General features: G+C 38.9%; 22 protein-coding genes. 10 read left to right on the top strand and 12 right to left on the bottom strand.

Features of this window, described 5'->3' with window-relative positions; translation table 11 throughout:
- Positions 1 to 61: 61 nt before the first annotated feature.
- Genes U0839_RS02620 through hpnA form a run of 3 tightly spaced genes read right to left on the bottom strand, consistent with a single transcriptional unit; the run spans position 62 to position 3,251 of the window.
- On the bottom strand, positions 62 to 949 hold the full coding sequence (locus U0839_RS02620; RefSeq protein WP_155566008.1) for a squalene/phytoene synthase family protein: 888 nt from the start codon (positions 947 to 949) through the stop codon (positions 62 to 64).
- Positions 950 to 952: 3 nt separating this feature from the next.
- Positions 953 to 2,209 (bottom strand): glycosyltransferase, encoded by a 1,257-nt coding sequence (locus tag U0839_RS02615; protein ID WP_413550017.1) that lies wholly within the window; start codon positions 2,207 to 2,209, stop codon positions 953 to 955.
- Between the two features lie 49 nt (positions 2,210 to 2,258).
- Complete coding sequence (hpnA, locus tag U0839_RS02610; RefSeq protein ID WP_155566010.1) at positions 2,259 to 3,251, bottom strand: hopanoid-associated sugar epimerase; 993 nt, start codon at positions 3,249 to 3,251, stop codon at positions 2,259 to 2,261.
- Positions 3,252 to 3,407: 156 nt separating this feature from the next.
- On the opposite strand from hpnA, the gene U0839_RS02605 reads away from it, so the two are divergent.
- The 3 genes from U0839_RS02605 (at position 3,408) to U0839_RS02595 (ending at position 7,108) form a co-directional block, all read left to right on the top strand.
- A complete protein-coding gene (locus tag U0839_RS02605; RefSeq protein WP_155566011.1) occupies positions 3,408 to 4,460 on the top strand; it encodes a lysylphosphatidylglycerol synthase domain-containing protein in 1,053 nt (350 codons plus the stop codon).
- 39 nt (positions 4,461 to 4,499) lie between these two features.
- Complete coding sequence (locus tag U0839_RS02600) at positions 4,500 to 5,402, top strand: prephenate dehydrogenase/arogenate dehydrogenase family protein (protein WP_155566012.1); 903 nt, start codon at positions 4,500 to 4,502, stop codon at positions 5,400 to 5,402.
- A gap of 86 nt (positions 5,403 to 5,488) precedes the next feature.
- Complete coding sequence (locus U0839_RS02595) at positions 5,489 to 7,108, top strand: ATP-binding protein (RefSeq protein ID WP_155566013.1); 1,620 nt, start codon at positions 5,489 to 5,491, stop codon at positions 7,106 to 7,108.
- Positions 7,109 to 7,139: 31 nt separating this feature from the next.
- On the opposite strand, the gene pyk is transcribed toward U0839_RS02595, so the two are convergent.
- Positions 7,140 to 8,585: a pyruvate kinase gene (pyk, locus tag U0839_RS02590; RefSeq protein ID WP_155566014.1), complete on the bottom strand. Its 1,446-nt coding sequence runs from the start codon at positions 8,583 to 8,585 to the stop codon at positions 7,140 to 7,142.
- Between the two features lie 88 nt (positions 8,586 to 8,673).
- Positions 8,674 to 9,354 (bottom strand): SH3 domain-containing protein, encoded by a 681-nt coding sequence (locus U0839_RS02585; RefSeq protein WP_162988616.1) that lies wholly within the window; start codon positions 9,352 to 9,354, stop codon positions 8,674 to 8,676.
- Between the two features lie 454 nt (positions 9,355 to 9,808).
- Between U0839_RS02585 and U0839_RS02580 the strand changes: the two genes are divergently transcribed.
- The gene (locus U0839_RS02580) at positions 9,809 to 10,339 is read left to right on the top strand and encodes a DUF2939 domain-containing protein (protein ID WP_196424880.1); all 531 of its coding nucleotides are present in this window, start codon (positions 9,809 to 9,811) and stop codon (positions 10,337 to 10,339) included.
- An 11-nt stretch (positions 10,340 to 10,350) separates the two neighbouring features.
- On the opposite strand, the gene U0839_RS02575 is transcribed toward U0839_RS02580, so the two are convergent.
- The 6 genes from U0839_RS02575 to zapE form a co-directional block, all read right to left on the bottom strand.
- Positions 10,351 to 10,578 (bottom strand): DUF3126 family protein, encoded by a 228-nt coding sequence (locus U0839_RS02575; RefSeq protein WP_155566017.1) that lies wholly within the window; start codon positions 10,576 to 10,578, stop codon positions 10,351 to 10,353.
- Positions 10,579 to 10,670: 92 nt separating this feature from the next.
- On the bottom strand, positions 10,671 to 11,681 hold the full coding sequence (locus U0839_RS02570; protein WP_155566018.1) for a L,D-transpeptidase: 1,011 nt from the start codon (positions 11,679 to 11,681) through the stop codon (positions 10,671 to 10,673).
- A gap of 82 nt (positions 11,682 to 11,763) precedes the next feature.
- On the bottom strand, positions 11,764 to 13,488 hold the full coding sequence (lpdA, locus tag U0839_RS02565) for a dihydrolipoyl dehydrogenase (RefSeq protein ID WP_155566019.1): 1,725 nt from the start codon (positions 13,486 to 13,488) through the stop codon (positions 11,764 to 11,766).
- Between the two features lie 45 nt (positions 13,489 to 13,533).
- Complete coding sequence (gene odhB, locus U0839_RS02560; RefSeq protein ID WP_155566020.1) at positions 13,534 to 14,739, bottom strand: 2-oxoglutarate dehydrogenase complex dihydrolipoyllysine-residue succinyltransferase; 1,206 nt, start codon at positions 14,737 to 14,739, stop codon at positions 13,534 to 13,536.
- 44 nt (positions 14,740 to 14,783) lie between these two features.
- A complete protein-coding gene (locus U0839_RS02555; RefSeq protein ID WP_413550014.1) occupies positions 14,784 to 17,639 on the bottom strand; it encodes a 2-oxoglutarate dehydrogenase E1 component in 2,856 nt (951 codons plus the stop codon).
- 134 nt (positions 17,640 to 17,773) lie between these two features.
- Complete coding sequence (gene zapE, locus U0839_RS02550) at positions 17,774 to 18,877, bottom strand: cell division protein ZapE (RefSeq protein ID WP_413550013.1); 1,104 nt, start codon at positions 18,875 to 18,877, stop codon at positions 17,774 to 17,776.
- A gap of 216 nt (positions 18,878 to 19,093) precedes the next feature.
- Here zapE and U0839_RS02545 point away from each other — a divergent pair, with 216 nt between their 5' ends.
- The 6 genes from U0839_RS02545 to U0839_RS02520 all read left to right on the top strand — a co-directional run bounded on the left by U0839_RS02545 (position 19,094) and on the right by U0839_RS02520 (position 24,736).
- Entirely contained in the window at positions 19,094 to 20,113 is a 1,020-nt protein-coding gene (locus U0839_RS02545; RefSeq protein WP_155566023.1) for an aspartate-semialdehyde dehydrogenase, read from the top strand.
- A gap of 354 nt (positions 20,114 to 20,467) precedes the next feature.
- Positions 20,468 to 20,920 (top strand): succinate dehydrogenase, cytochrome b556 subunit, encoded by a 453-nt coding sequence (gene sdhC / locus U0839_RS02540; RefSeq protein WP_230873109.1) that lies wholly within the window; start codon positions 20,468 to 20,470, stop codon positions 20,918 to 20,920.
- Between the two features lie 64 nt (positions 20,921 to 20,984).
- Entirely contained in the window at positions 20,985 to 21,398 is a 414-nt protein-coding gene (gene sdhD, locus U0839_RS02535) for a succinate dehydrogenase, hydrophobic membrane anchor protein (RefSeq protein ID WP_230873110.1), read from the top strand.
- 27 nt (positions 21,399 to 21,425) lie between these two features.
- Complete coding sequence (gene sdhA / locus U0839_RS02530; RefSeq protein ID WP_155566024.1) at positions 21,426 to 23,237, top strand: succinate dehydrogenase flavoprotein subunit; 1,812 nt, start codon at positions 21,426 to 21,428, stop codon at positions 23,235 to 23,237.
- A gap of 19 nt (positions 23,238 to 23,256) precedes the next feature.
- Positions 23,257 to 24,039, top strand: coding sequence for a succinate dehydrogenase iron-sulfur subunit (locus tag U0839_RS02525; protein ID WP_110439083.1), 783 nt, complete (start codon positions 23,257 to 23,259; stop codon positions 24,037 to 24,039).
- Positions 24,040 to 24,073: 34 nt separating this feature from the next.
- On the top strand, positions 24,074 to 24,736 hold the full coding sequence (locus U0839_RS02520; RefSeq protein ID WP_370533621.1) for a tyrosine-protein phosphatase: 663 nt from the start codon (positions 24,074 to 24,076) through the stop codon (positions 24,734 to 24,736).
- Positions 24,737 to 24,749: 13 nt separating this feature from the next.
- On the opposite strand, the gene U0839_RS02515 is transcribed toward U0839_RS02520, so the two are convergent.
- The gene (locus U0839_RS02515; protein WP_122124102.1) at positions 24,750 to 25,253 is read right to left on the bottom strand and encodes a helix-turn-helix domain-containing protein; all 504 of its coding nucleotides are present in this window, start codon (positions 25,251 to 25,253) and stop codon (positions 24,750 to 24,752) included.
- Positions 25,254 to 25,316: the final 63 nt, after the last annotated feature.

Here is a 25,316-nt window from a genome sequence, read left to right as displayed (position 1 = left end):
GCAAATTAAATAATAGGATAATCTATTACCCTATATCAATAATTTATCTTTTTCAGGACTATTATCTTAAAATATGTGGACAAGCATATAGAACAGCCTTGATCGCATCCTTATAATTCAGTTTCACTCTTGTTGCCAATGGATCCTCTTTTCTCAAATGCTCAGTCAAGGAACATGCAAGCGTAAGAATTACAGAACTCTCCATTCTTAACCGTCGATTGGACGTCAATCGTATTAATTGTTCGGCTTCCCTGTTTAAATCATCAATATAGTCAAGAATATAATCAAATACATTCCTTAATCCGCTTATTGTTCCCTCGTCTTTAACCGCCTGCACGTCAACATTTTCTGCACGCAGCATATCCAACGGGATATAACAGCGATCAAGACGAATGAGGTCAGCCCTACAATCCTGCAAATGATTAAGAATTTGTAAAGAGGTGCATAACGCATCTGCAGCTGGCCTTGTATCAGCATTTTCCTTATGAAGATCAAGTAGATAATGACCAACAGGATTGGCAGAGTATCGACAATATTCGAGAAGCTCGGAAAAAGTTTCATACCTATTTTTTACTGCATCCTGACGAAATGCAATCAATAAATCCGTTGCAGTGTCAAAAGATACACCCGTTTCCAACAAACTGTTACGTAAATATCTTGCAGACTGGACATCAGCCCGATCGGGTGCCGGCACATCATCACATAAAACAGCCTGCATTCCATTCAATCGTTTAACTTTTTCTTCCGAACTTAACATTTCGGAATCAGCGATATCATCAATAACCCTTGCGAAATTATAATATGCCTGTACATGAGGTCTCAATTTACGGCTAATCAATAAAGATCCTACTGGAAAATTCTCATCTTTTGCCCCCTTGCCAGAAGAAACATCTTCATTCCCCCAAATTGAAAAATCATACAGATCACAATGATTATTCACTGAACGCATAAATTAATCCTTCTGTTTTGCATTTTTGTGCCCATTCCGTACTGAAACCAGATCTCCTAAACCCATACCGGTTTCCTGTTCATGAGCTGTACCGGAATTGTCTGTATAAGCCCTGCCTTTCCAGACCATTCCCTTCCCCCGGTAATAATTAATTGCTGAACCAATTGTCGCAAACAAATAGAACAAAGCAATAAATGGTAAAACCAAAATCCATAAATAGGAAATTTGAAAACGAGATAAGGTCGGAACAAATGACAAAATTGACATCATATAGGTGATAAATGCCAGTTGCTGCACACGTCCCTGGGAAAAAACAACCTGTAAAAAAGGCGTGAACCAAATCAGCGTCATCAAGATAATGGTTACCATTAACCAAACCAATGAATAATTCAACTGAACATAAGCAGAACGTGTAATCATGTTCCAAATGGATTCAACAGATTCATAAGGCCTTAATGAAACAGCTTGAGAACTATGTCCCAGATAAATTTTTCCGCAATTTCTTTTAACCAAAGACGCCAAGGTTACATCATCAATCAATGCATCTTTCAGCGCTGCAATACCACCAATCCGATCCAAGGCCTCTTTTCGAATTAAAACTGTTCCGCCCGCCCCTGCCGCAACAGTGCTCGAAGCTTTATTCACCCTTGAAAAAGGATAAAGCATACAAAAGAAAAAAATAAAGGCAGGAATCAAGGCTTTTTCAAAAAAACTTTCACAACGAAGCTTTACCATTTCGGATACTAAATTCAAATTATCCCGTAAAGCCTTATTTACCAAAGAGGAAAGATGAGTCGGTTCATGAAAAATATCGGCATCAGTAAAAAAGAAAAAAGAATTTTTCATTGACCTCTGTTGAGTAACCTTTGTTATTCCTTGTGACAAGGCCCACAATTTACCACTCCATCCATCGGGACGAAAAGATGCATCAACAATTTGTAGTTTTTCACGTTGATCTTCCGACAAGGTCTCCCTCAGTTTCCTGACCAGTGTTCCGGTTCCATCAGTACTTCCATCATTAACCAATGTAACATCATACCGTCCAGCATAATCCTGATTTAACAAGGATAAAATGACGTTCTCGATTGTTTCCGCCTCATTACGCGCCGGGACAATAACATGCAATTCTGGCCAACAATCCTGCTTCTTTTGCTCTTCCCGAGATAGAGGATATAAAATCGGTCCCCTACTCCAAAAACGACCATGAAAAAAAATCAATCCTATCCAGATTGCAAAAGAAATACCTGCCAATACTAACATAATATTGCACCATTTATATTCATCTTAAATTTCAAGTCTTTAAATTATTTTATTGTTTAAGATATCCTTGCTTCCAAAACCATAACAGGGAATCTTTCAAGGCCTCTTTTGCAGGCCTGAATGTATAACCAAGTTCCCTTTCTGCCTTGGCAGGAGAGAAAAACATTTTTTTATAAGACATCATCAGCATTTCACGCGTAACCCGTGGCTCTATATTAAGTGTACGAGCCAACCACTCCGAAATAACAGCTACCGGCCACAAAACCTTCTGATTAAGTCTTATTAAGGGAGGTTTTACACCAGCAATTTCAGCGACAATTGAAAAGAGTTCCCGTAATAACATATTTTCACCACCTAAAATATATTTTTCACCAATACGTCCCTTTTCCAAAGCCAACCGATGCCCATTGGCAACATCATCAACATGCACAATATTCAAGCCTGTATCAACATAAGCGGGCATTTTTCCAGAGGCACAGTCCAAAATCATTTTTCCCGTAGGAGTGGGTTTTATATCGCCAGGACCAATGGGGGTAGAGGGATTAACAATCACCGCCGGCAATTTTTTGTTTTTTACAAGCTCCAACACAGCCTGTTCAGCCTGATATTTGGACTGTTTATAAGCACCAATTATATGATGAACAGGTGTTGTTTCATCAGCAACACTGCCGTCCCCAACCAATCCAAGGGCTGCCACAGAAGAACAATAAACAATTTTTTCAATGCCGGCTTCCATTGCGGCCAGCATCAGCTGACGTGTGCCTTCGACATTAATATACATCATTCTGTTAGGATCCGGTACCCATAACCGATAATCAGCTGCCACATGAAAAAGATATCGACACCCTTGCAACGCATCGGCAAAACTTGTGGGATTAGCCAGATCCCCCTCGACCAATTCAGCCTCCAATCCATGCACATTTTGACGATTACTATTCGCCCGAACCAATAATTTAAGTTGATGTCCATGGGCAATTAAATTGCGGGCTACGGCAGAACCTACAAAGCCTGTTGCTCCTGTCACAAACGTTGGCGCGACCATCTCGACCTCATTCATCATGTTTATATTTTTTAAGTTTTGCAAATCAATAACTAAGATACGTAGGAACGTGTATTGTAATTAGCTCTATTTCTAACTAGTATGCAAATAATTTAATAATATAAAATAACTTTCTAATAAAATAACATACGGTTTGTTTTGAAAAAAATCTCAATTATTTTGTTCTTTCTCGGACTTACCCTTCTCATTGGCGGAGCTGTCTGGGTTGGTATGGACAGTATTGTTCAATCTTTTTCCTCGGTGGGAATAAAAGGATTACTCATTCTTTCTTCATGGCAGGTTATTGTCATTCTTTTACTAAGTTATGCTTGGCATGTCATCTGTCCTGATATAGGCATACTGCGCTTGATATGGGCCCGTTTCTTACGGGAATCTGCGGCAACCTGTCTACCTTTTTCACAAGTTGGCGGAATTCTTTTAAGTATCCGCGCCGTATGTTTTAAAGGTTACCGTTATATTAAAAACCCTAAAGATCTTTCAATTGCCCATGCCGTCAGCTCGAATATCGTTGATATTACCACCGAGACACTTGGACAAATTGTTTTTATCATTGTTGGCATATGCTTCCTGATAATTGGACAATATCATGAGACCTTACAAAATATTACCGTTCCCGGCACCAAACTCAATCTTAAATGGTTTATCATCATTGGAATTTTTTTTCTGTTGATAGGCAGCATTTCCCTTATTTGGTCCCAACGACAAGGAAGCGCCTTAATTAAAAAACTTGTCAATTTTCTCAGCAAAAATATTGCCCAACAATGGGAGGATCAAGTTAATGCCAATGCAGATTCCTTTCAAAATTCAATCAATCAAATCTGGTCGAATCCAAAAAATGTTCTGTTAAGCTGTATTATCCATTTAATAGGCTGGTTGGCTGGTGCAGTTGGAACATGGCTTTGTTATAAATTCCTGGGAGCTTCAATCAACATTCAGGAGGCCGTTATTATCGAGGCTTTTGTATGTGTTGCCCTTTCCATCGGGTTTCTTGTTCCCGCTAGTGTTGGTATACAAGAAGGCGCATACGTTCTTTTAGGCAGTATATTTGGCATTGATCCCCATTTATCCTTCAGCCTCTCTCTCTTGCGCAGGGCCAGAGATATTTTAATTGGGGTGCCAACCCTTCTATTATGGCAAATTACTGAAATTCATTATTTGAATAAATATTCAAAAAATAAAAAAAATTGTTGATCCCTCTTCTGAATAATTTCAAGTAAACAAATTAACATTATGACCAATAAAATTACATCAATTCCAATTTTTAAAAATATCACCGTCATTGGCCCGGGATTAATCGGTTCTTCAATTCTTCGACGCATTCAAAAAGATCCCACTATTTCAGAATATACGGTTGCTGTTGATAATCACCCTGAAGTTTGTCATCGCGTTAAGAAATTAAAAATCGCCAACAAAGTCAGTTCAGACCCTGTTGAGTCAGTTAAAAATGCAGATTGCGTCATCCTCGCAATACCTGTTGGTGCCATGCAAGAAGTTGCCAAACAAATTATTCCACATATGAAAAAAGGGGCCATTCTTACCGATACAGGATCCACCAAGGCTTCTGTCATCGCCGCCATTACTCCCTATCTAACTTCTGATATTTCCTTTGTTCCAGCACATCCCATGGCCGGAACAGAATTTTCCGGTCCTGATGCCGGTTTTGAATCTCTGTTTGAAAATCGTTGGTGCCTGATAACGCCCACCACCTCAACCGGAAAAGAAAGCGTTTATAAGATCGAGCGATTCTGGCAGGCCATGGGGGCGAATACGCGCATTCTTGATATAAGACATCATGATAAAATCTGCGCAATTGTAAGTCATTTGCCACATCTACTTGCCTTTACTATCTGCAATACAGCAGATAGTCTGGCCGATGAAACACGTTCCGAGGTATTGGATTATGCGGCATCCGGATTTAGGGATTTTACACGGATTGCAGCATCTGATCCAATTATGTGGAAGGATATTTTTCTCAATAACCGTGAAGCCATTCTGGAAATGCTGGCTCGCTTTACCGAAGATGCCCAGGCAATGGCAAAAGCGATTCGCTGGCAAGATGAGGACTATATTGTAAAAACAATTAAAAAAGGACGGGAAATTCGTAAATCCCTTATCAATAATAAGCAAGCATAATCATTTTATTGGTCTTATTCATTAAGATATCTTATTTTAATTTATCGGCTTTTTCCTCAGCACCCTAAAATTAAGATAATCATAAAATGAACGTATTGCCATCAAAACTCCCATCGATTCAAAAACTGATGAATACATTTGAATGGAAACACACAACGCTGGGAGAACAAAAAAATTGGCCGTCCACATTACATACAACGATTTCCCTGTTAATGAATTCTTCACTTCCCATGATTCTTTTTTGGGGAGAAAAGTATATCACGTTTTATAATGAAGCCTACATTCCCTTTATTGATTTTAAACATCCTGCCCTTTTGGGGCGTCCTCTACTGGAGGTTTGGCCAGAACAGAACAAGAATTTCAATAAAATTATCAAACTTGTTTATCAAGGAGAATCCTTCAGTTACACATTTCAACAGCAGCACGCCAAAAATTCATCCTCTCATCCCTTACAAAAAATTACCATTACCTTTAATCCTGTTCATAATGAACATAATAAAATAAGCGGTATCCTTGGAATCATTACAAATATAACCGATCACAAAAAACCAGAAACAGAATCAATCGAGCATTTAATCGGTGGCATAGCTCATGATTTCAACACTCTGCTTGGTGGAATAATTGGAAATCTGGAATTAATGGAATTGAGAATTCAACAAAAAAAACTGGAAAAATTACCCACTTATATCAATGCTGCCCAACAAGCGGCATCCCAAGCCTCAGTCATTACAAATCAGCTTCTTTCCTTCTCAAGAAGGCAAACTCTCATTCCGCACGTTACGAACCCCAATCACATCATTCAAATTCTGACTGATGTTTTTCAAAACATACTTCATAAGAATTCAGATAAAACCATTTTTCTTGATTTTTCTTTGAGTCAAGATATTTGGCCTGTTTTTTGCGATCCAGAACAATTTAAAACCGCACTGATCAATATTTTTACAAATGCTTGTGAAGCGATACAATCCCTGACAGGAAGAATAAATATATCCAGTAAAAATTTATCTATTGACCATACTCTTGCCAATCAGCTTTCCATTAAACCTGATGACTACGTAAAAATAAGTATAAAGGATAATGGTAAAGGCATCAAGCCTGAATATATTGACCGTGTTACAGATCCATTTTTTACAACCAAACCCTTGGGAAAAAGAGCCGGACTCGGCCTTTCAATGGCTTATGGTTTTACCAGACAGTCACGCGGATATTTAAAGCTGCATTCCAGGTATATGGAAGGCACTATTATTGATTTATATCTTCCACGATATCGACGCCCTTTGGTTGTGGAAAATTTTTTCACAAATGATACCCGGCAATTATGCTATAAAACATTAATTATTTCACAAGATTACCATCTTCGTACACTTTTAGGCGAGGCATTTGAAGATCTTGGTTATACAGCGACCATGGTTAAAACTTATCCAGAGGCGACAACATTACTAAACAATAGCTCAAATTTCGATTTTATCACTATTGATACCAGGATATTACAGCAATTCAACAATCAAAATATAATTTCAACACTTCACAACAATTATCCAGATCTACTAATTCTTTTCATTACCGGTTATGAAAAGAACTTTGTAAATTTATCCGATTTTACAGACGAGAAAAATTTTATTATTCGACAACCGATAACATATTCTCTTCTTGCCGATCAAATTGAAACAATAAAAAAAATACGGGAAAAGAAATTCCCGTATTAAAAAATGGAATTATTTTATTTTTATTAAAATACTAGTTGATTTCCGTAACACGAATCAAATTCGTGCTGCCTGTCTGACCAAAAGGAACACCGGCAACAACAACAATTTGGTCACCCCTTTTGACAATATTGTGTTCTTGCGTCGTTTTACGGGCTTCATCAACAATATGTTCAACAGTACAGGAAGGTATGCAAGCCTCATTTGTTGTACATGGATGAATACCCCAAACCAATGCCAACCTACGAGCCACTTCAACACTTGGCGTTAGACTGAAAATCATACTGTTTGGACGTTCTCTCGACATGCGCAAGGCTGTTGTTCCCTTATGCGTATAGGCAACAACAGCGGGTGCAGACAAAGTCGCACAAATTTTCTGGGCAGCGGCAACAATAGCATCAGCAATATTACGTTGAGGTTGTTCACGCGTGGCTTCCATTAATTTTGTCCACTCTTTATCTTTTTCAACCCGTGTAATAATACGGTTCATAATGGAAACTGCTTCTTTCGGATATTGACCTGCCGCACTTTCAGCAGACAACATGACCGCATCAGCGCCCTCCAATACAGCAGTTGCAACATCAGAAGCTTCAGCACGGGTAGGTGTTGGTGATGAAATCATGCTTTCCAACATCTGAGTGGCCACAATCACTGGTTTACCAAGACTGCGCGCCTTGCGAATAATCTGAATTTGAACCAGGGGCACCTCTTCAGGAGGCATTTCAACACCAAGATCACCACGGGCAACCATTACACCATCCGTAACTTCAAGAATTGAATCAAGATTTTCAATTGCTTGTGGTTTTTCCATTTTGGTAATAATCCAGGCTCTACCATTGGAAATAGCCTTGGCTTCCTGAACATCCTCTGGACGCTGAACAAAGGAAAGCCCGATAAAATCAACACCCAGATCCAATGCAAAACGTAAATCTTTATGATCTTTTTCTGTCAATGCTGGAATGGGCAAAACCATATCAGGAACATTCACACCTTTATGATCAGATAAAACACCGCCGACAGTAACTTCGGTTTCCAAATAATCCGCACCAACATTCCGAACCGTCAAACGTAACTTACCGTCATCAAGCAATAATCTTGCCCCTGGCTTTGCACTTTGGATAATCTCTTTGTGAGGTAAACAGACACGATTTTCATCACCTAATGCCGGATCTAAATCTAAACGAAAAATTGCTCCATTTTTTAGAGTAACCTTACCATTTGCAAAATTACCTACGCGCAGTTTAGGTCCCTGAATATCGGCCAAAATACCAATAACCTTACCTGTTTCCTCTTCGATTTCACGGATAATACGATATCGTTCTGCATGATCCTCATGTGTACCATGGGAAAAATTCAAACGAAAAACATCAACCCCGGCCAAAAACAAAGCCTTGATCATTTCTTTTGTTGAGGAAGCAGGTCCCAAAGTTGATACAATTTTTGCCCGACGATCTCTTAAGATCAATGATTTATCTTTCATAATATTAGTTCCTTACATTTTTAATTGTGAATTCAAACGTATCAAATTTGAATTCTTTATTCCTATATATCATTATTCAATAAGAAAATTAATGAGGCTGGATAATTTCCTGGGGAAGCAAGCCCCAGATATTTGATCTTGGTATCCATCCTATATAGGTATTGATTTTAACTTTACACCAACTGGCGTTGGGTTGGCATTCTTTTATACTTCCAACAACTCCGGGTTTCAAAATCGCAACTGGATCAGCCGACTCTTGTGGAACAGTCCTTACAATGACACCCTGACCCGATAATTGGGAATTTTGTGTTTTGGATACATATTCTGAAATATAGCTGTCTGTGCTTTTTACTTCTGATTTCTCTTTTGTTTCGTCTTGTAATTTATCTTTATCATCCATGACACTGAGCGGCATTCCAGTTGTAATGAAAAAACGCTCTCTGGATAAAATAGCCTGCTGGATCCATCCTTTTTGTCCATCCACGTCCTCAATAAGACGCCAAACATCAAATTCCCTAAGAATTTTTACTGGCATATGACGTCTGTGATAAATCATGATAATAGGATAACGAGTTCCAGGACCTGCTCGCATGTTCACCACATCCGCACGTAAAGAAAGAAAATGAGGGATAGGCAAACCTGTTACAGAACCCTTTTCTGGTTCCTGAGATGGAATGCTGCTTGCAGCGGGGATTGCGGCCGCTGAAGCGGTTGCGACTCCCACTGCTGTTCCAGCTGCAGCTGTGCCCCCCCCCTCATTATTATTCACAGATTGAGTCTGAGAGTTTTCCTGTATATGAACCTTTTTTTTCTTGTGAGAAACTGGGTGGCTTTTTTTCCTGATACTTTTTTTATGAACAAACTGTTTATGCTGATTTTTTTCCTGAGTAAAAGCGGTCGAGGAAAAACATAAAATATTTAAACAAAATATTGATATAAAAAATGAAATGTATAAAAAACAATTTAAGCTTTTTTTAATAAGATGATCTAAAAAACCGCATTGCATTTTATCTTGTCTTTCAAATATAAATCAAGGGATCAAATCGTTACTATAATATAAAATAATAATTATGTTATAATAAATTCAATGCTTTCTTTCAAAAAGGCAAGAGACATATTACCATAAATCTTATTCAAACAGGTTAAATAACAAGAATATGACTTTTTTATACATATCCCAAAAAAAATATAGAAAAAATCTGTTTTTATATATAAAATGGTTAATGGTCATAATTGTATTTTGCACGATATACGTTGCCTATCCATATTTGACCCTATGGTCAATTTCTAAGGCGATACAGACCCACGATACTAAATATCTAACCAAAAGTTTGAACTGGCATTCTATTCAAGATCACTTAAAAAAATATCTCACTCAGGATTTTCACAGCCCTTCAAAAGAAGACCTGGATGAATTACCGGATTTTGGAACGTCTTTTGCGACTGAAGCGGTAAGTAATGCTATTGATCATCATATAAATCACAATAGTTTACATGTTTTACTTGATTATATATCCCCGCCTACATTGCCATCATCCTCTTCTTTGAAAAATAAGAAGAATGCATTACAAATTTATATGTCGAGCCATATCTATTTTTCTTCGCCTTTTACAATGCACGCAAGAATTATCATTCCTGGTGAAAACATGCCACCCTTAAGCCTGACAATGAAATTACAAAGATGGCGTTGGAAAATTACAAACATATCTTTACCTGATCAGGTTATTGCCCAACTTTTCCAACAGAATAAATAGACTAGTTCTGATTATACAAGATCTTCTTCTAATATTGTCATTGAGATCGCATAAGAAATTTCACCTTCATCCTCATCACGATAAACTGTTCCAATTGACTCAAGCGTTTTTCCATCTTGAATACATAATTCAACAGGCTGTCCCTGACGTTTAGGCAAAATAACCTTCAAATTGTTATTCCCTAATTTTTTCTGTAAATATGACTGTAATGACTTGCCTTCTTTTTCAGTAATATTCATAGACTTTCCTTATCTTGAAATCGAAAATTGAAAATGATTCCATATTAGTTAACCAACCCTTTACCAAATTACCAGTTCTTTATTTGAAATTATCATTTAATTTTCTCTGAAGAATCAACAACAACCAACAGGTCACCAGCAATTGGTGTAACCTGGCGATTTCTAGATAAAATAGCTTCAAACCGTTTATTCTGTTTTGCGGCCTGCTCATATAAAACATCTATGATACCATAATGATCTATAAAACGGTTCATATGGGCAGAAATACGAACGCATCCTTCAGATGCAGAATTGCCCAGTCTTGGTTCCAAATATACAGGATCTGTTGCATGCATTTCCAACCGAATCTGACCTTTTACATGATTAGGCAACCACCCTTTTTCAGCCCATTGCCAACCAAAATCCCATACTCGCATTCCTTTCGTTCCGTTACCACGAATCCCTAATTTATTCTTGGTACCCAACGCGCGATATCCCAACCTTTCCGTAGTATTCATGAATACACCTGTCGGTGTGACATAATATAATTTACGTCCTTTTTTTCCTGTAGATACATGCCCTCCCCCAAATGCCATCCATTGATCCGTGCCTTGAGGAAAAGCCAGCACAAAACATAAAGCTTGAACCTTGGGATTGCGATCAACCACAACTAAAATCTGTGCCCGTTTCAAGAGAATACCTGATTTTTCAACTTCTTTTTTGGCCAGTCTAATCCATTCCATATTTTGTTTATTGCTATAAATTCGTGCACGGGGAACATTCTTGCTTAATAAACGCTGAAGCCTTCTGGCCTCTAAATAGGCCTTTTCCGGCGCAAGGACTGGTAAAGGAGGTAAAGTGACAAAATGATTATTACCAAAGATCGAGAAATTATTTTCAAACTGAGTATAATCAATATGACATTGATTTCCTGTCAGACTTGAAAAACAGTCATATATAATTGGAGAAAAATCACGATCATCAATTGGACAATAATAATGTCGTCTTAAAGAGTTCAATTGATCAGTAACATTGAAAGAGGAGAGAGATGTTTTAGCAAAAGGCTGCATAATAAAGATTAAAGAGCACAATAATATGCAAACCCTTAATCGATAAAGCTTCATCCTCTCTCCTTATTATGTAAAATATTACAATTATTCATTAATTATATATAATATTTTACAAATAAAAACAGAATAATTTAGTTTACATATGGATTGCCTGGTTCTGTGTTGCCAAGGCCGCCTCTTTAACCGCTTCGGACAAGGTAGGATGCGCATGACAAGTCAAGGCAATATCTTCGGCAGAAGCACCAAAAGCCATTGCCAATACGGCTTCTGCAATCATTTCACTGCAATTTGGACCAATCATATGAACACCCAAAATTCTGTTGGTATGTTTATCGGCCAGAATTTTTACAAAACCGTCTGTTTTACCCATTGCACGGGCACGACCATTAGCGCTGAATGGAAATTTGCCAACCGTATAGGCTACATTTTCTTTTTTCAATACTTCTTCTGTTTTACCAACCATGGCAACCTCAGGTTCTGTATAAACAACACCTGGAACAAGGTTGTAATCAACATGCGGCTTTTTACCTGCAATAAATTCTATAGCTGCCACACCATCCTCTTCTGCTTTATGCGCCAACATTGGACCAGCTATCACGTCTCCAATCGCATAAATACCCGGAATATTGGTTTGGAATTGAGCGTCTGTTTTAATTCTTCCCCTTTCATCCAATTCCACACCAATTTTATCTAGTCCCAGACCTGCAGTTACAGGACGGCGACCAACTGCCATCAAGACTACATCTGCCTCAAGAGTTTCCTGATTCCCTCCTTGAGCGGCTTCAATTGCGATCTTAAGCTGTCCATTCATCTTGTCAATTTTACTAACTTTATGAGACAGTTTCAGTTCAAAACCTTGCTTGATCAAAAGACGGGCTAATGTAGATGAAATTTCCTGATCAAAACCAGGCACCAACCGATCAAAGTATTCAACCACAGTAACCCTGGCACCTAAACGTTTCCAAACACTTCCAAGTTCAACCCCGATCACACCACCACCAATAACGACCATATGACGAGGTATTTCAGAAAGAGCCAAGGCTCCTGTTGAACTTACAACCTGTTTTTCATCAATTTCAATTCCCGGCAATCCTGCCGTCTCACTGCCAGTTGCAATGATAATGGAACGCGCGCTAATCTCTTGCCCATTAACGGAAACTTTTCCTGCGGCAACAATGGTTGCCTCGCCCTCAATACGCGTTACCTTATTCTTTTTGAATAAGAACTCGATCCCATTAACATTCGCCTCAACGACTGACTGTTTGTGCTCCTGCATTTTTTTCAGATCAACTGAGACATTCTTAACAACAACCCCCAATTTTTCAAATTGATGCCGGGCAGCTTCATATTGCTCGGAAGCATATAATAAAGCTTTTGAAGGGATGCAGCCAACATTCAAGCATGTTCCACCCAATGTTTTCCGTTTTTCTACACATGCGACTTTCATGCCCAGTTGTGCAGCACGAATGGCGGCAACATATCCTCCTGGTCCCGCACCAATTACAAGAACATCATAATCATATTCACTTGCTGGCGCGGAAGCATCAACTGGTTTTTGCTCAGGATTTGAGCCCGAAACAGATGACACTCTTGTATCATTTCTTGTAACTGTTTCTCCTTTTCCCAATGGTTCCAATGTCACCAATAATGCACCTACTGAAACCTCACTGCCCGCTTCGACAACATGTTTGCCGACAATTCCCGCAGAGGGGGCCGGCACTTCAACATTTACTTTATCCGTTTCAAGCTCAACAATCGCCTCATCCGCAGCAACTTGATCGCCTGGCTGTTTCAACCATTTTGAAACAACAGCAGATGTTATACTTTCCCCCAAAACAGGTACGACAATATTTATGGTCATGTTTTTTACCTTTCCTATCCTTTATAATAAATTTCACACGACCCCTTAAACATCCAACAACAAGCGTTCTGGATTTTCAATACGTTCCTTGATATGAACCAAGAAACTGACCGCTTCCTTACCATCCACGATACGATGGTCATAAGAAAGAGCAAGATACATCATTGGACGGATAACAACCTGTCCATTGACTGCAACTGGACGCTCTTTGATCGCGTGCATCCCCAGAATTCCTGATTGCGGCATATTTAAAATTGGGGTGGACATCAGAGAACCGTAAATTCCTCCATTTGTAATCGAGAAGGTACCCCCTGAAAGGTCAGCTAATTTCAGCGTATTACTGCGTGCACGTTTTGCAAAATCAATGATCTGCCCCTCAATCTGAGCAAAACTCATTTGATCCGCATCTTTGAGCACGGGAACAACCAGCCCATTTGGGCCACCAACCGCAATTCCCATATTCACAAAATGACGATAGATAATATCTTCACCATCAATTTGTGCATTGATTGCAGGATATTCCTGAAGGGCAGATACAGTTGCCTTTACAAAAAAAGACATAAATCCCAAACGGCTACCTTCATGTTTTTTATTGAAGGCTTCCTTATACAGGGTCCGCATATTTATGACGGCAGACATGTCAACCTCATTAAAGGTCGTCAACATTGCCGCTGTTTCCTGTGCTTCCTTAAGGCGACGCGCAACCGTACGACGTAACCGGGTCATTTTGACACGCTCTTCACGAGGATCATCCTGACGGGGTACAACAGGACCAGATGCCTTGGCAGGATTTTCCTTTTGATCCAGAAATTGTACCACATCATCCCGTGTAATCCGGCCACCCCGTCCCGTACCAGCCACCTGATCAACCGTAATATTTTTTTCTTCCATCATTTTACGGGCAGCCGGCATTGAAACTGGCTTATTATCAGCAGGCACTGAAACCGAGGGTTCTGCCTGTTTAACATCCTGTACAGACACACTTTTGGATTGAGCTGATTCAATAACCGAAGCCCCATCCTCCAATACAGTCAATAAGGTCCCAACACTGACCTCCTGCCCTTCATGTACCAGCTGTGCACCCATCACACCTGTTTTAGGCGACGGAACCTCTACACTGACCTTATCTGTTTCAAGCTCTACAATCGCTTCATCCATATTCACAACCTCACCAGGTTTTTTTAGCCATCTGGCAACTGTGGCCGTACTGATACTTTCGCCTAATTGCGGTACTTTAATTTCAATGGACATATTTGTTTTTCCTAATTAAATCTTATTATTTCTCAATATAGTTCTTATAAATTCAAGGCTTGTTTAACCAATTGTTCCTGACCTGCCTTATAAACAGACATCAACCCTGCTGCAGGACTTGCCTGAGCCGTACGTCCGGCATATTCAATTTTGATTGGACTATTTTTAACCGTTTGCACAATCGCTTCAATCTTACCAGAAATAAACTGCCATGCCCCCATGTTCTGAGGTTCTTCCTGACACCATACAAATTCCTGTGCCCCAGAATATGATTGTATCAATTTCTTAACAATATCGATTGGGAATGGATATAATTGTTCGACACGAACCAAAGCCACATCATTTTTCTTGGCTTCACGACGAGCTATCAACAAATCGTAATAAACCTTACCTGAACAGAATACAACTCGTTTGACTTTTTGACGATTTACAGAGGCATCTATTTCATCAATAACTTGTAAAAATTCTGTTTTATCCGCAAATTCTGCCAATGTTGATTGTGCAAGAGGATGTCTTAATAAAGATTTCGGGGACATGACAACCAACGGTTGACGATAATTCCGTTTCAACTGCCGACGCAAGGCATGAAAATAGTTTGCGGGAGTTGTAAAATTACAAACCTGCATATTTTCCTCTGCACTTAGCTGCAAGTAACGTTCAAGTCGGGCAGATGAATGTTCAGCCCCTTGTCCTTCCTGGGCATGTGGCAATAAAAGCACCAACCCCGATTGCTGGAGCCATTTACTTTCAGCAGCCGAAACAAACTGGTCAATGATAATCTGTGCGCCATTGGCAAAATCACCGAATTGCGCCTCCCACAAGACCAAGGCATTTGCATTTTCACAAGAATAACCGTATTCAAATCCCAGAACCGCAAATTCAGACAGCAATGAATTATAGATGTCCAATTTCGCCTGATCAGTGGCAATATGATTTAAAGGAATATAAGGTTGCTGCGTCTTCTGGTCAAACAGCATTGCATTACGATGACTGAATGTACCCCGTTGACAGTCTTCACCGGAAAGACGAACCGGATGCCCCTCCAACAAAAGGCTACCAAAGGCCAAGGCTTCACCAGTCGCCCAGTCAAACCCTTTTCCTGTTTCAAACATTTTGGCCTTAGCTTCAAGTTGACGAACCAATTTCGGATGGCAATTAAACCCTGTTTGGTATGAGCTAATCGCTTTACCAATCCGCTTTAAATCATCAATTGAAACTGCCGTGGAAAAATCTTTACGATTTTTTCCACGCCATTGCATTTTTTTCCAGTCACCTTTTAACCATTCTGGAGTTCCGGGATGATAATTATCAGCCTCTTCATAGGATTTTTGTAAATAATTCTGGAAATCAGACCAATATTTTTCCGTTTCTACAGCAGAAATCACTCCTTCATCTTGTAATTTCGCTGCATAAAGCTGATAAATATCCTTATGTTTATGAACAGCCTGATACATGATTGGCTGGGTAAATGTCGGTTCATCCGTTTCATTATGTCCAAATCGACGATAACAGACAATATCAACAACAATATCCGTTGCAAAACGTTCCCGATAATCAACGGCAAGCCGCATGACTGAAACTACAGCCTCAGGATCATCCCCGTTGACATGAATGACGGGAGCTTTAGCAACTTTAGCGACATCCGTACAATAATATCCAGAATGTCCATATTCTGTAGATGTGGTAAATCCAATCTGGTTATTTGTAACAACGTGAATTGTTCCGTTTGTTTTATATCCGGGAAGCCTGGACATGGCAAAAGTTTCATAAACCACACCCTGTCCAGCAAAGGCAGCATCACCATGCATTAAAACAGCCAGATGTTTCTGACCATTAGCATCTTGCATGGCACGAACCCTTCCCTCTACAACAGGATCAGCCGCCTCAAGATGGGACGGGTTAAATTCCAGGACAAGATCGACATCCTGTCCATTCATTTGAACCTGTTTTCGATATCCAAGATGATATTTCACATCTCCAACACCAGGAATATCGTCAGATTTATAAGATTTTCCTGCAAATTCACTAAATAAGGCAGGAAAAGACTTGCCAACGATATTGGTTAAAACATTTAAACGTCCACGATGTGCCATGCCCATCGCCACAGATTGAATATCATAATTTGCTACTGCATGTCGAATAAGGGTACGTAAGGCAGGAATAAGTGATTCCCCGCCATCCAATCCAAACCGCTTTACACCAACGTAACGTTTTTGACAAAAAGTTTCAAACCCTACAGCCTCTGCAAGTTCCTGTAAGATTGTTTTCTTATCATCTGCATTCAGCACATGATTTTTCTGGCTTTCAACCTTTTCACAAAACCATTGCTGTTGTTCACTATTTTGCAGATATGTATATTCCCAGGCAATTGAACTGCAATAAATCCGCCTTAATACAGGAATGACTTCACCAAGAGTATGAATTTCACCTGGAAGGAAATTCTTAGTAACATCTCCCATAAAAACTGGGCGATCCAAATCCTCTTTTTTAAATCCATAAGTTTCAGGATTTAATTCCTTGCACTCTATAGGCTTATGAATGGACAAGGGATCCAATACAGCATTAAAATGACCAAAGCTTCGATATGCATTTATAAGCTCTACGGCTCGCAGACTGTCATTCGCAGCCTGATAAAGTTGTTTGGCTGTTACTTTTCCCTCTTTCGTCAAAGCGGGCTTGTCATCGGGCTCCAATTCAATTTTTACAGGTTTGCGAGGGGCCCATGAAGGTCCCCTTACATCATCCATTACAACTGTCTTATCATCATTCATCGCAGAAAAAATCTGTGCAAATGACGGGTCAACACTATTAGCGTCCTGCCTCCACTTTGCATATAATTCCGCAAGATACGCAGCATTCGATCCACTGAATACACTGGCAATTTGATCAGCAATCGCCATAATATTTCCCCTTAATTATTTCTACTAAAAACTCACTATTCAGAGTTTAATTTACCTATTAATATAACAAGTGCACCTATAAGCCACTTCAATTTTTCTTTAACAAATGTCAGAGAACCTTTACTCTCGAATGCCTATTTTGTCCAATCTAGACTTTGCATTTCATACAAACGTGAAACAGTACGCTCAAAAAAAGCCGCCCTATTTTCCTCAGGATAAATATGCTCCCAATCCGTCTCCGCAGATACACAGAGAATTGTATGCCGTTCGTACAATACATCAATCAAAGTGGTAAACCGTTCAATTACATTCATATTTTCAGGGTTAAATATCGGTATGTTATCAATAATCAATACTTCATATTTTTGAGCCAAAACCAAATAATCACCAGCTCCCAGTGCCGCATCACATAATTGTTCAAATTGAAACCGGGCCACCTTTCCTGCTGCGCAAGGTATGGTAAATTGACGTCCCATAACGGTTAAGATTGTCTTTTCGCCCTCTTTGCCACCTGATTCCTGTAAGAAGATTTTATCCAGAAGAGCATGGTTTTCCGGATTACAGCCGATCAACCATTTGGTTTCAATTTCCTTGCGACCCAATCGATAATCATGTGCCGAACATAATTCAAGTTCAATCATATTTTGTGCTAATAAAGCAATAAACGGCTTGAAAGCATCAGCTCCCGGTCTGTTTTGAAATAAATCCCTGATGTGAACATTCGAAGTGGCAACAATGATAACTCCCAATTTAAAAAGATATTCAAACAGTCGCCCCAATATCATTGCATCAGCTATATCATTGACTTGAAATTCATCGAAACAAAGCAACCATGTCTTTTCGACAATTTCCTCAGCCAGTTTTGGAATGGGATCTTCACCCTTTGGATACTGTATTTCCAACGCATGAAATTTCTTATGCACTTCCTGCATGAAAACATGAAAATGTGTTCTCATCTTTTTTTCAACAGGGGCCTGACTGTAAAATAAATCCATCAACATTGATTTACCTCTACCAACAGGCCCTACAAGATATATACCCTTGGGTTTTACAATAGGCTTTTTCCACAATTTTTTAAATGAATTCAAAAGCCCGCCAACGTTAGTCTGTTCTGGCACATAATCAGACAATTCAACACAAAGATGATCCAGTCGGTCTGCAATTTGTTCCTGTGCCTTGTCTGGTTTAAGCTCACCATTCTTTACTTTTTGTGCATACAACACATTTAAACGACTCATAAATAAAAAAAACCCTGATTAACAATTAGTATAAAGACCTTTTAAATTATTACTAAGAAGAACATAGCTTCTTTTTTTTTCCTAATAATTTTCTTTATTTTCAAACAATTTTGATAAAATTTATTTACATAAATAATAAAAGAGTTAAAATATTTGGCTGGTTTCTAAAGACTTCTTTAAAATTTATTAAACTTTATTATCTAAGGATTATATACTATGGGATATCGCATAGCCGTTATTGGAGCAACAGGGGCGGTAGGTAGAGAAATCTTAAAAATTCTGGCGGAACGTGATTTTCCAATTAAGGAAATTGTTGCCTTGGCTTCTCCACGTTCGGCAGGAAAAGAAATATCCTTTGGTGACAAAAGAATTCTAAAAGTCCAAAATCTTGAAACCTTTGATTTTAAGGGATGGGATATCGCTTTATCCTCTCCTGGCGCATCCGTATCATCCGTCTATTCACCCAAAGCAGCCAAGGCAGGCTGTATCGTGATTGACAATACTTCCCATTTCCGTATGGAACCTGATGTTCCATTAGTGGTTCCAGAGGTTAATCCGGAAGATTTAAAGAAAATCAAGCGGAATATTGTTGCAAATCCAAACTGTTCAACCATTCAGATGGTTGTTGCCTTAAAACCTTTGCACGACTTGTTCAAAATTAAAAGAATTGTTGTTTCGACATATCAAGCCACAGGCGGGGCAGGCAAAAAAGGAATGGACGAATTATATATCCAAACCAAATCATCATTGGTTGGGGATTCCATTTCAATAAACAATTTTACCAAGCAAATTGCCTTTAACTGTATACCTCATATTGATAAATTCATGCCAGACGGATCGACAAAAGAAGAATGGAAAATGAATGTGGAAACCAAAAAAATTCTTGATCCAGATATCAATGTTTTTGCAACCTGTGTTCGGGTTCCTGTTTTTATCGGACATGGCGAGGCAATTACCATTGAATGTGAACGCCCCGTTGATCTTGCCAAGGCACAAAAAGCCTTACGCAACGCTGAAGGTGTCATTCTATTCGATAAACAGGAAGATGGCGGCTATATTACCCAGATTGAGGCGGCAGGAGAAGATGCCTCCTATGTTTCACGACTCCGTATCGATCCAACAGTTCCAAATGGCTTAGGACTATGGTGCGTTTCCGACAATTTACGTAAGGGTGCAGCATTGAATACAGTACAGATTGCCGAAAAATTAATAGAAATGAATCTAATTTCTAAATGATAGTTTTTAACCAACAGATCATAAAATTGATATGATTTGTTGGTATCGAAATTAAAAACATAAATAAATTAATGATTACCAATTTCACGTTTCTATAGCCATTAATCCAATTTATACAAATTAATTTGATATTTATTTTTTTATCCTGAAAATTGTTATTATCATATTCTTATTGTTACTTTAGAAATAAAACAAAAAACTGTTTAGTCATCAAATAACAAAGACCCCGAATACTTCATACACAATCAATTGAATGTCCAAAAATTGACTGGATCAATCTTTTAGTGGGGTATAAAGTGCAATTAACTTAAATCGGTATCAGCCGTGTTATAAGGATTAATTAGGAAATCAAGAATGTCGGATATACGCAAAACTTTTTATGTAGGTTACAAAAGTGACGGATCATATCGAAACCGACCAATGTCGCCCCATTTACAAGTTTACAAACCCATTTTATCAATGGTCTTGTCAATCAGTAACCGCATTACAGGCGGTGCACTTTCCGCAGGAAGTGCATTAATGGTTGCCTGGCTGGTTTCAGCCGCAAAAGGACCAAAATCTTTTCAAAAAACTCAAAAATTTACAGGAAGTTTTCTAGGACAAATTATTTTATTTGGTTTTTCATCAGCATTCTTTCTCCATTTTATTGGCGGTATTCGTCATTTTATTTGGGATTTAAGTGGCAAACGTCTTGAAAAACCTGAAATTAATCAAGACAGTAAATCAGAGGTTATCGGTGTTGCTGCTTTAACTTTAGCTTTATGGACTATTATTCTTGGTAAAAAAATCAAAAAAAGAAAAAAATAGACAACCTTCGTATTGATTAAAAAATATCAAAATAATTTTCTATAAACAATTAGGAGAAACTCCAATGAATACCTCTGTAGAACGCCCCACCATTCTACGCTCTTATCTTGGACGTATGCGTGGATTGGGGACAGGACACAATATTTTCGAACATTGGTGGACCGAACGCATAACCGCGGCAGGCAGTGCCCCTTTATCAATCTGGTTTATTATCCAAATGCTAAGATTGGGTGATGCAGATCATAAGGATGTTGTAAAATGGGCTGGAAAACCTACGAATACAATTTTATTACTCACACTTGTCTTGCTAACATTCCGTCATATGCAACTCGGCTTGGAAGTCATTACATCAGATTACGCACGTGAAAGAAAAAGATTGGCTCTTAATTACTGTATTAAAGGTGGGGCCTTATTTTTAGGAATTCTATCCGTAATTTCTATATTAAAATTATTTTTTACTGCATCCGCCAGTAAATAATTCAGCATTTAAAGGATATATATCGTAATGACTGATACTACTTTATCATTAAAAGATACGTATCGTATCGTGGATCATGCCTATGATGTCATTGTCATAGGGGCTGGCGGTTCTGGCTTGCGGGCAACATTGGGAATGGGTGCGGCCGGTTTTCATACAGCCTGTATTACAAAAGTATTTCCAACCCGCAGTCATACAACAGCAGCCCAGGGGGGAATTGCGGCTTCACTTGGAAATATGGGAGAGGATCACTGGCAATGGCACATGTACGATACCGTAAAGGGCTCTGACTGGCTTGGTGATCAGGACGCAATTGAATATTTATGCCGTGAAGCGGTTCCTGCCGTTTATGAACTGGAACATATGGGAGTACCCTTTACCAGGAATAAAGATGGTAAAATCTATCAACGTCCATTTGGTGGACACATGCGCGACTTCGGAAAGGAACCCGTTCAACGCGCTTGTGCTGCGGCAGACAGAACTGGTCACGCTATATTGCATACACTTTATCAACAATGCTTGAAACATAATGTTGAATTCTTTGTTGAATATTTTGCTATTGATCTTATCATGGATGAAAATGGCACATGTCGCGGTGTTACGGCATGGTGTCTGGAGGATGGCAGTATACACCGTTTCCGTGCAAATCTGGTTGTTCTGGCGACAGGAGGATATGGACGCGCTTTTCAATCCTGTACTTCTGCCCATACTTGCACAGGTGATGGAAATGCCATGGTCATGCGTGCTGGCATCCCAACACAGGATATGGAATTCGTTCAATTCCATCCAACCGGTATTTTCCCAGCCGGCTGTTTGTTAACAGAAGGATGTCGCGGAGAAGGCGGCTATCTGACAAACAGTGAAGGTGAACGTTTCATGGAACGTTATGCGCCACATGCAAAGGACCTTGCTTCTCGTGACGTTGTCTCTCGTGCCATGATTGTGGAAATCAATGAAGGACGCGGATGTGGTCCCAATAAAGATCACATCATGTTACATCTTGAACATCTGGGGGCAGACCTTTTACACGAACGTTTACCTAGTATTGTTGAAACATCGCGCATTTTCTCCGGAATTGATGTAACGAAGGAACCCGTTCCTGTATTACCAACTGTCCATTATAATATGGGTGGTATCCCAACAAATCTTCAGGCCGAAGTTATTCGACCTACCAAAGACAATCCAGATGCAACCGTTCCGGGATTAATGGCAATCGGTGAATGTGCCTGTGTTTCCGTTCATGGTGCAAACCGCCTTGGCACGAATTCATTACTTGACTTGATTGTATTTGGTCGTGCAGCTGCCTTACGTGCAAAAGATATTCTTAAACCTGGCGCTCCTGTTGCTCCATTCCCTAAAAATGCCGGGGAAAATGCATTTGGCCGTTTAGATAAACTAAGATTTGCCAAAGGTGGAACCCGTGTGGCTCAAATGCGTGACACCCTGCAAAGAACCATGCAACGTCATGCAGCCGTTTTCCGGAATACTAAAAACATGAAAGCGGGCGTTGAAAAGATTAGGGATATCTGGTCTGGTCTGGGGGACATCTCTGTTTCCGATCAATCCCTGATTTGGAATACAGATTTAATGGAAGCCTTGGAATTCGAGAATCTATTGGCAAATGGTACCGTAACCATGGTAAGTGCAACCGCACGTCATGAAAGTCGTGGCGCACATGCCCATGATGATTATCCTGAACGTGACGATAAAAACTGGTTGAAACATACTGTTTCATATCTTAATGACAAGGGAGAGGTTTCACTTGATTATCGCCCAGTCCATATGAGAACTTTAACCGATGAAGTTCAGGTTTTCCCTCCTAAAAAACGGGTATATTAATCAGAGAAGGTGATGACTAATGGTTGAATTAAGACTACCCAAAAACAGTAAAATTGGAATTGGAAAAGTATTTTATGCCTCTTCACAGGCAAAAAATATCAAGAAATTTAGAATCTATCGTTGGAGCCCTGATGATAACAAAAATCCAGTCATCGACACTTACGAGGTTGATCTGGACAAAATCGGCCCAATGGTTTTAGACGCGTTAATTCATATTAAGAATGAAATTGATCCGACTTTATCATTCCGTCGTTCTTGTCGTGAAGGGGTTTGCGGATCTTGTGCCATGAACATTAACGGATTAAATACCCTAGCCTGTTCAAAACACATTAATGAATATGAGGGGGATATTGCAATTTATCCTCTCCCCCATATGCCCGTCATTAAGGATTTGATACCTGATCTTAATGGTCCATATGCACAATTAAGGGAAATTGATCCATGGCTTAAAGCTGATACCCCTCCACCCCCTGACAAAGAACGGTTACAATCCATTGAGGAGCGTAAAAAACTGGATGGTTTATATGAATGTATCCTGTGTTTTTGCTGTTCAACCTCTTGTCCTTCATATTGGTGGAACGGGGACCAATATTTAGGCCCATCCGTCTTATTGGCTGCCATGCGTTGGGTTGCTGATAGCCGTGATGAGTATAAAGGCGAACGCCTTGATGAATTAGAGGATTCAATGCGTTTGTATGCATGCCGTACTATCATGAACTGTACACAGACCTGTCCAAAAGGGCTTAATCCAGCTCATGCAATTGCTGAATTGAAAAGATTACAAATTGAACGTAAACTTTAAATAAGCTAAAAGATGAGTCATGAAAAAGAAATATATTTTTGACTCATCTTTTCCAAATCGTCGGGACTATCATATCGCATGGCTCAACAGCCTATTTGTTGACCATGCGATTTTTCGTTTATTCTGGTCAAATTTTCAGACAGTTATCCCCGGTAAAGTATATCGCAGCAACCATCCCACTCCAACCAGATTATTGAATTTAACAAACAAATATCATCTTAAAACAATTATCAATTTACGGGGTAAAAGAAATTGTGGTTCTGATGCGCTATCCCGCCATATCAGTAATAAATTAAATTTAAAACATTACGACCTCCCTTTTGAAAGCCGTGGAGCACCACATATCGATCGAATTCTAAATCTTGCAAATATTTACAAAGCTATTGAATTCCCTCTTTTAATCCACTGTAAATCTGGAGCTGATCGTGCAGGTTTAGTTTCCGCATTAATTCTTCTATTTGAAAACTACGATATTCATTCTGCAATGCGACAGCTTTCATGGAAATACGGTCATTTTAAATATTCCAGAACAGGAATTCTTGATGCTTTTTTTACCCAATATCTTCAGCAAACGCATGGAAAAGTGAATTTTTTATATTGGCTTCAATCCCAATATAATGAAAAGCAATTAAAAGATTCTTTCAAATCGAAAAAAATCTCCTCTTTTATTACAGATAACATTTTACATAGAGAATGAAATATTTTTTAAATCATTCTGCCATAACCTTAATAAGATGTAGCAACTTTTTCCTGATTTCCTTATCTTTAATATGATAATACGCCTTTAACAAATCAACCGTTTCCTTATTATTCATAACATTCAAATCTGTAATTTTAATTTCCTCCTTAATGGCATTTTCCTTATCCTTGGTAATTAATATTTTTTTAACATCTAATGCCGTTGAAAATGATGGAGGAACCTGACTTTTATTTTCTTCGTTTCCGGTCAAAAACTCATCAAAGAAAAAATTAATCGGAACTTGCAAAAACTGTGCTATATAATAAAGTCTCGAAGCGCCAACACGATTAAATCCCTTTTCATATTTTTGAATCTGTTGAAATGATAAACCTAAAGCTATAGCAAGTTTTTCTTGGGAAAAGCCCAATAACTTTCTTCTTAACCGGATACGGCTTCCTACTCGTTTATCTATAGGATTGGGAGGAATTTTTTTTTCTTTTGAAATACAGTTTGATAGCAACTCATTTGCTTTCATCAAATAATAAACTTTCACAATAAAATACTTGTAAAATCATATCCACAATAAATATTTATATTA

This window comes from Commensalibacter sp. A3DC (assembly GCF_047307945.1).
GTDB lineage: Bacteria > Pseudomonadota > Alphaproteobacteria > Acetobacterales > Acetobacteraceae > Commensalibacter > Commensalibacter melissae.
Note: the sequence above shows the minus strand (reverse complement) of the source record. Positions and strands in the feature narration are given on the sequence as shown.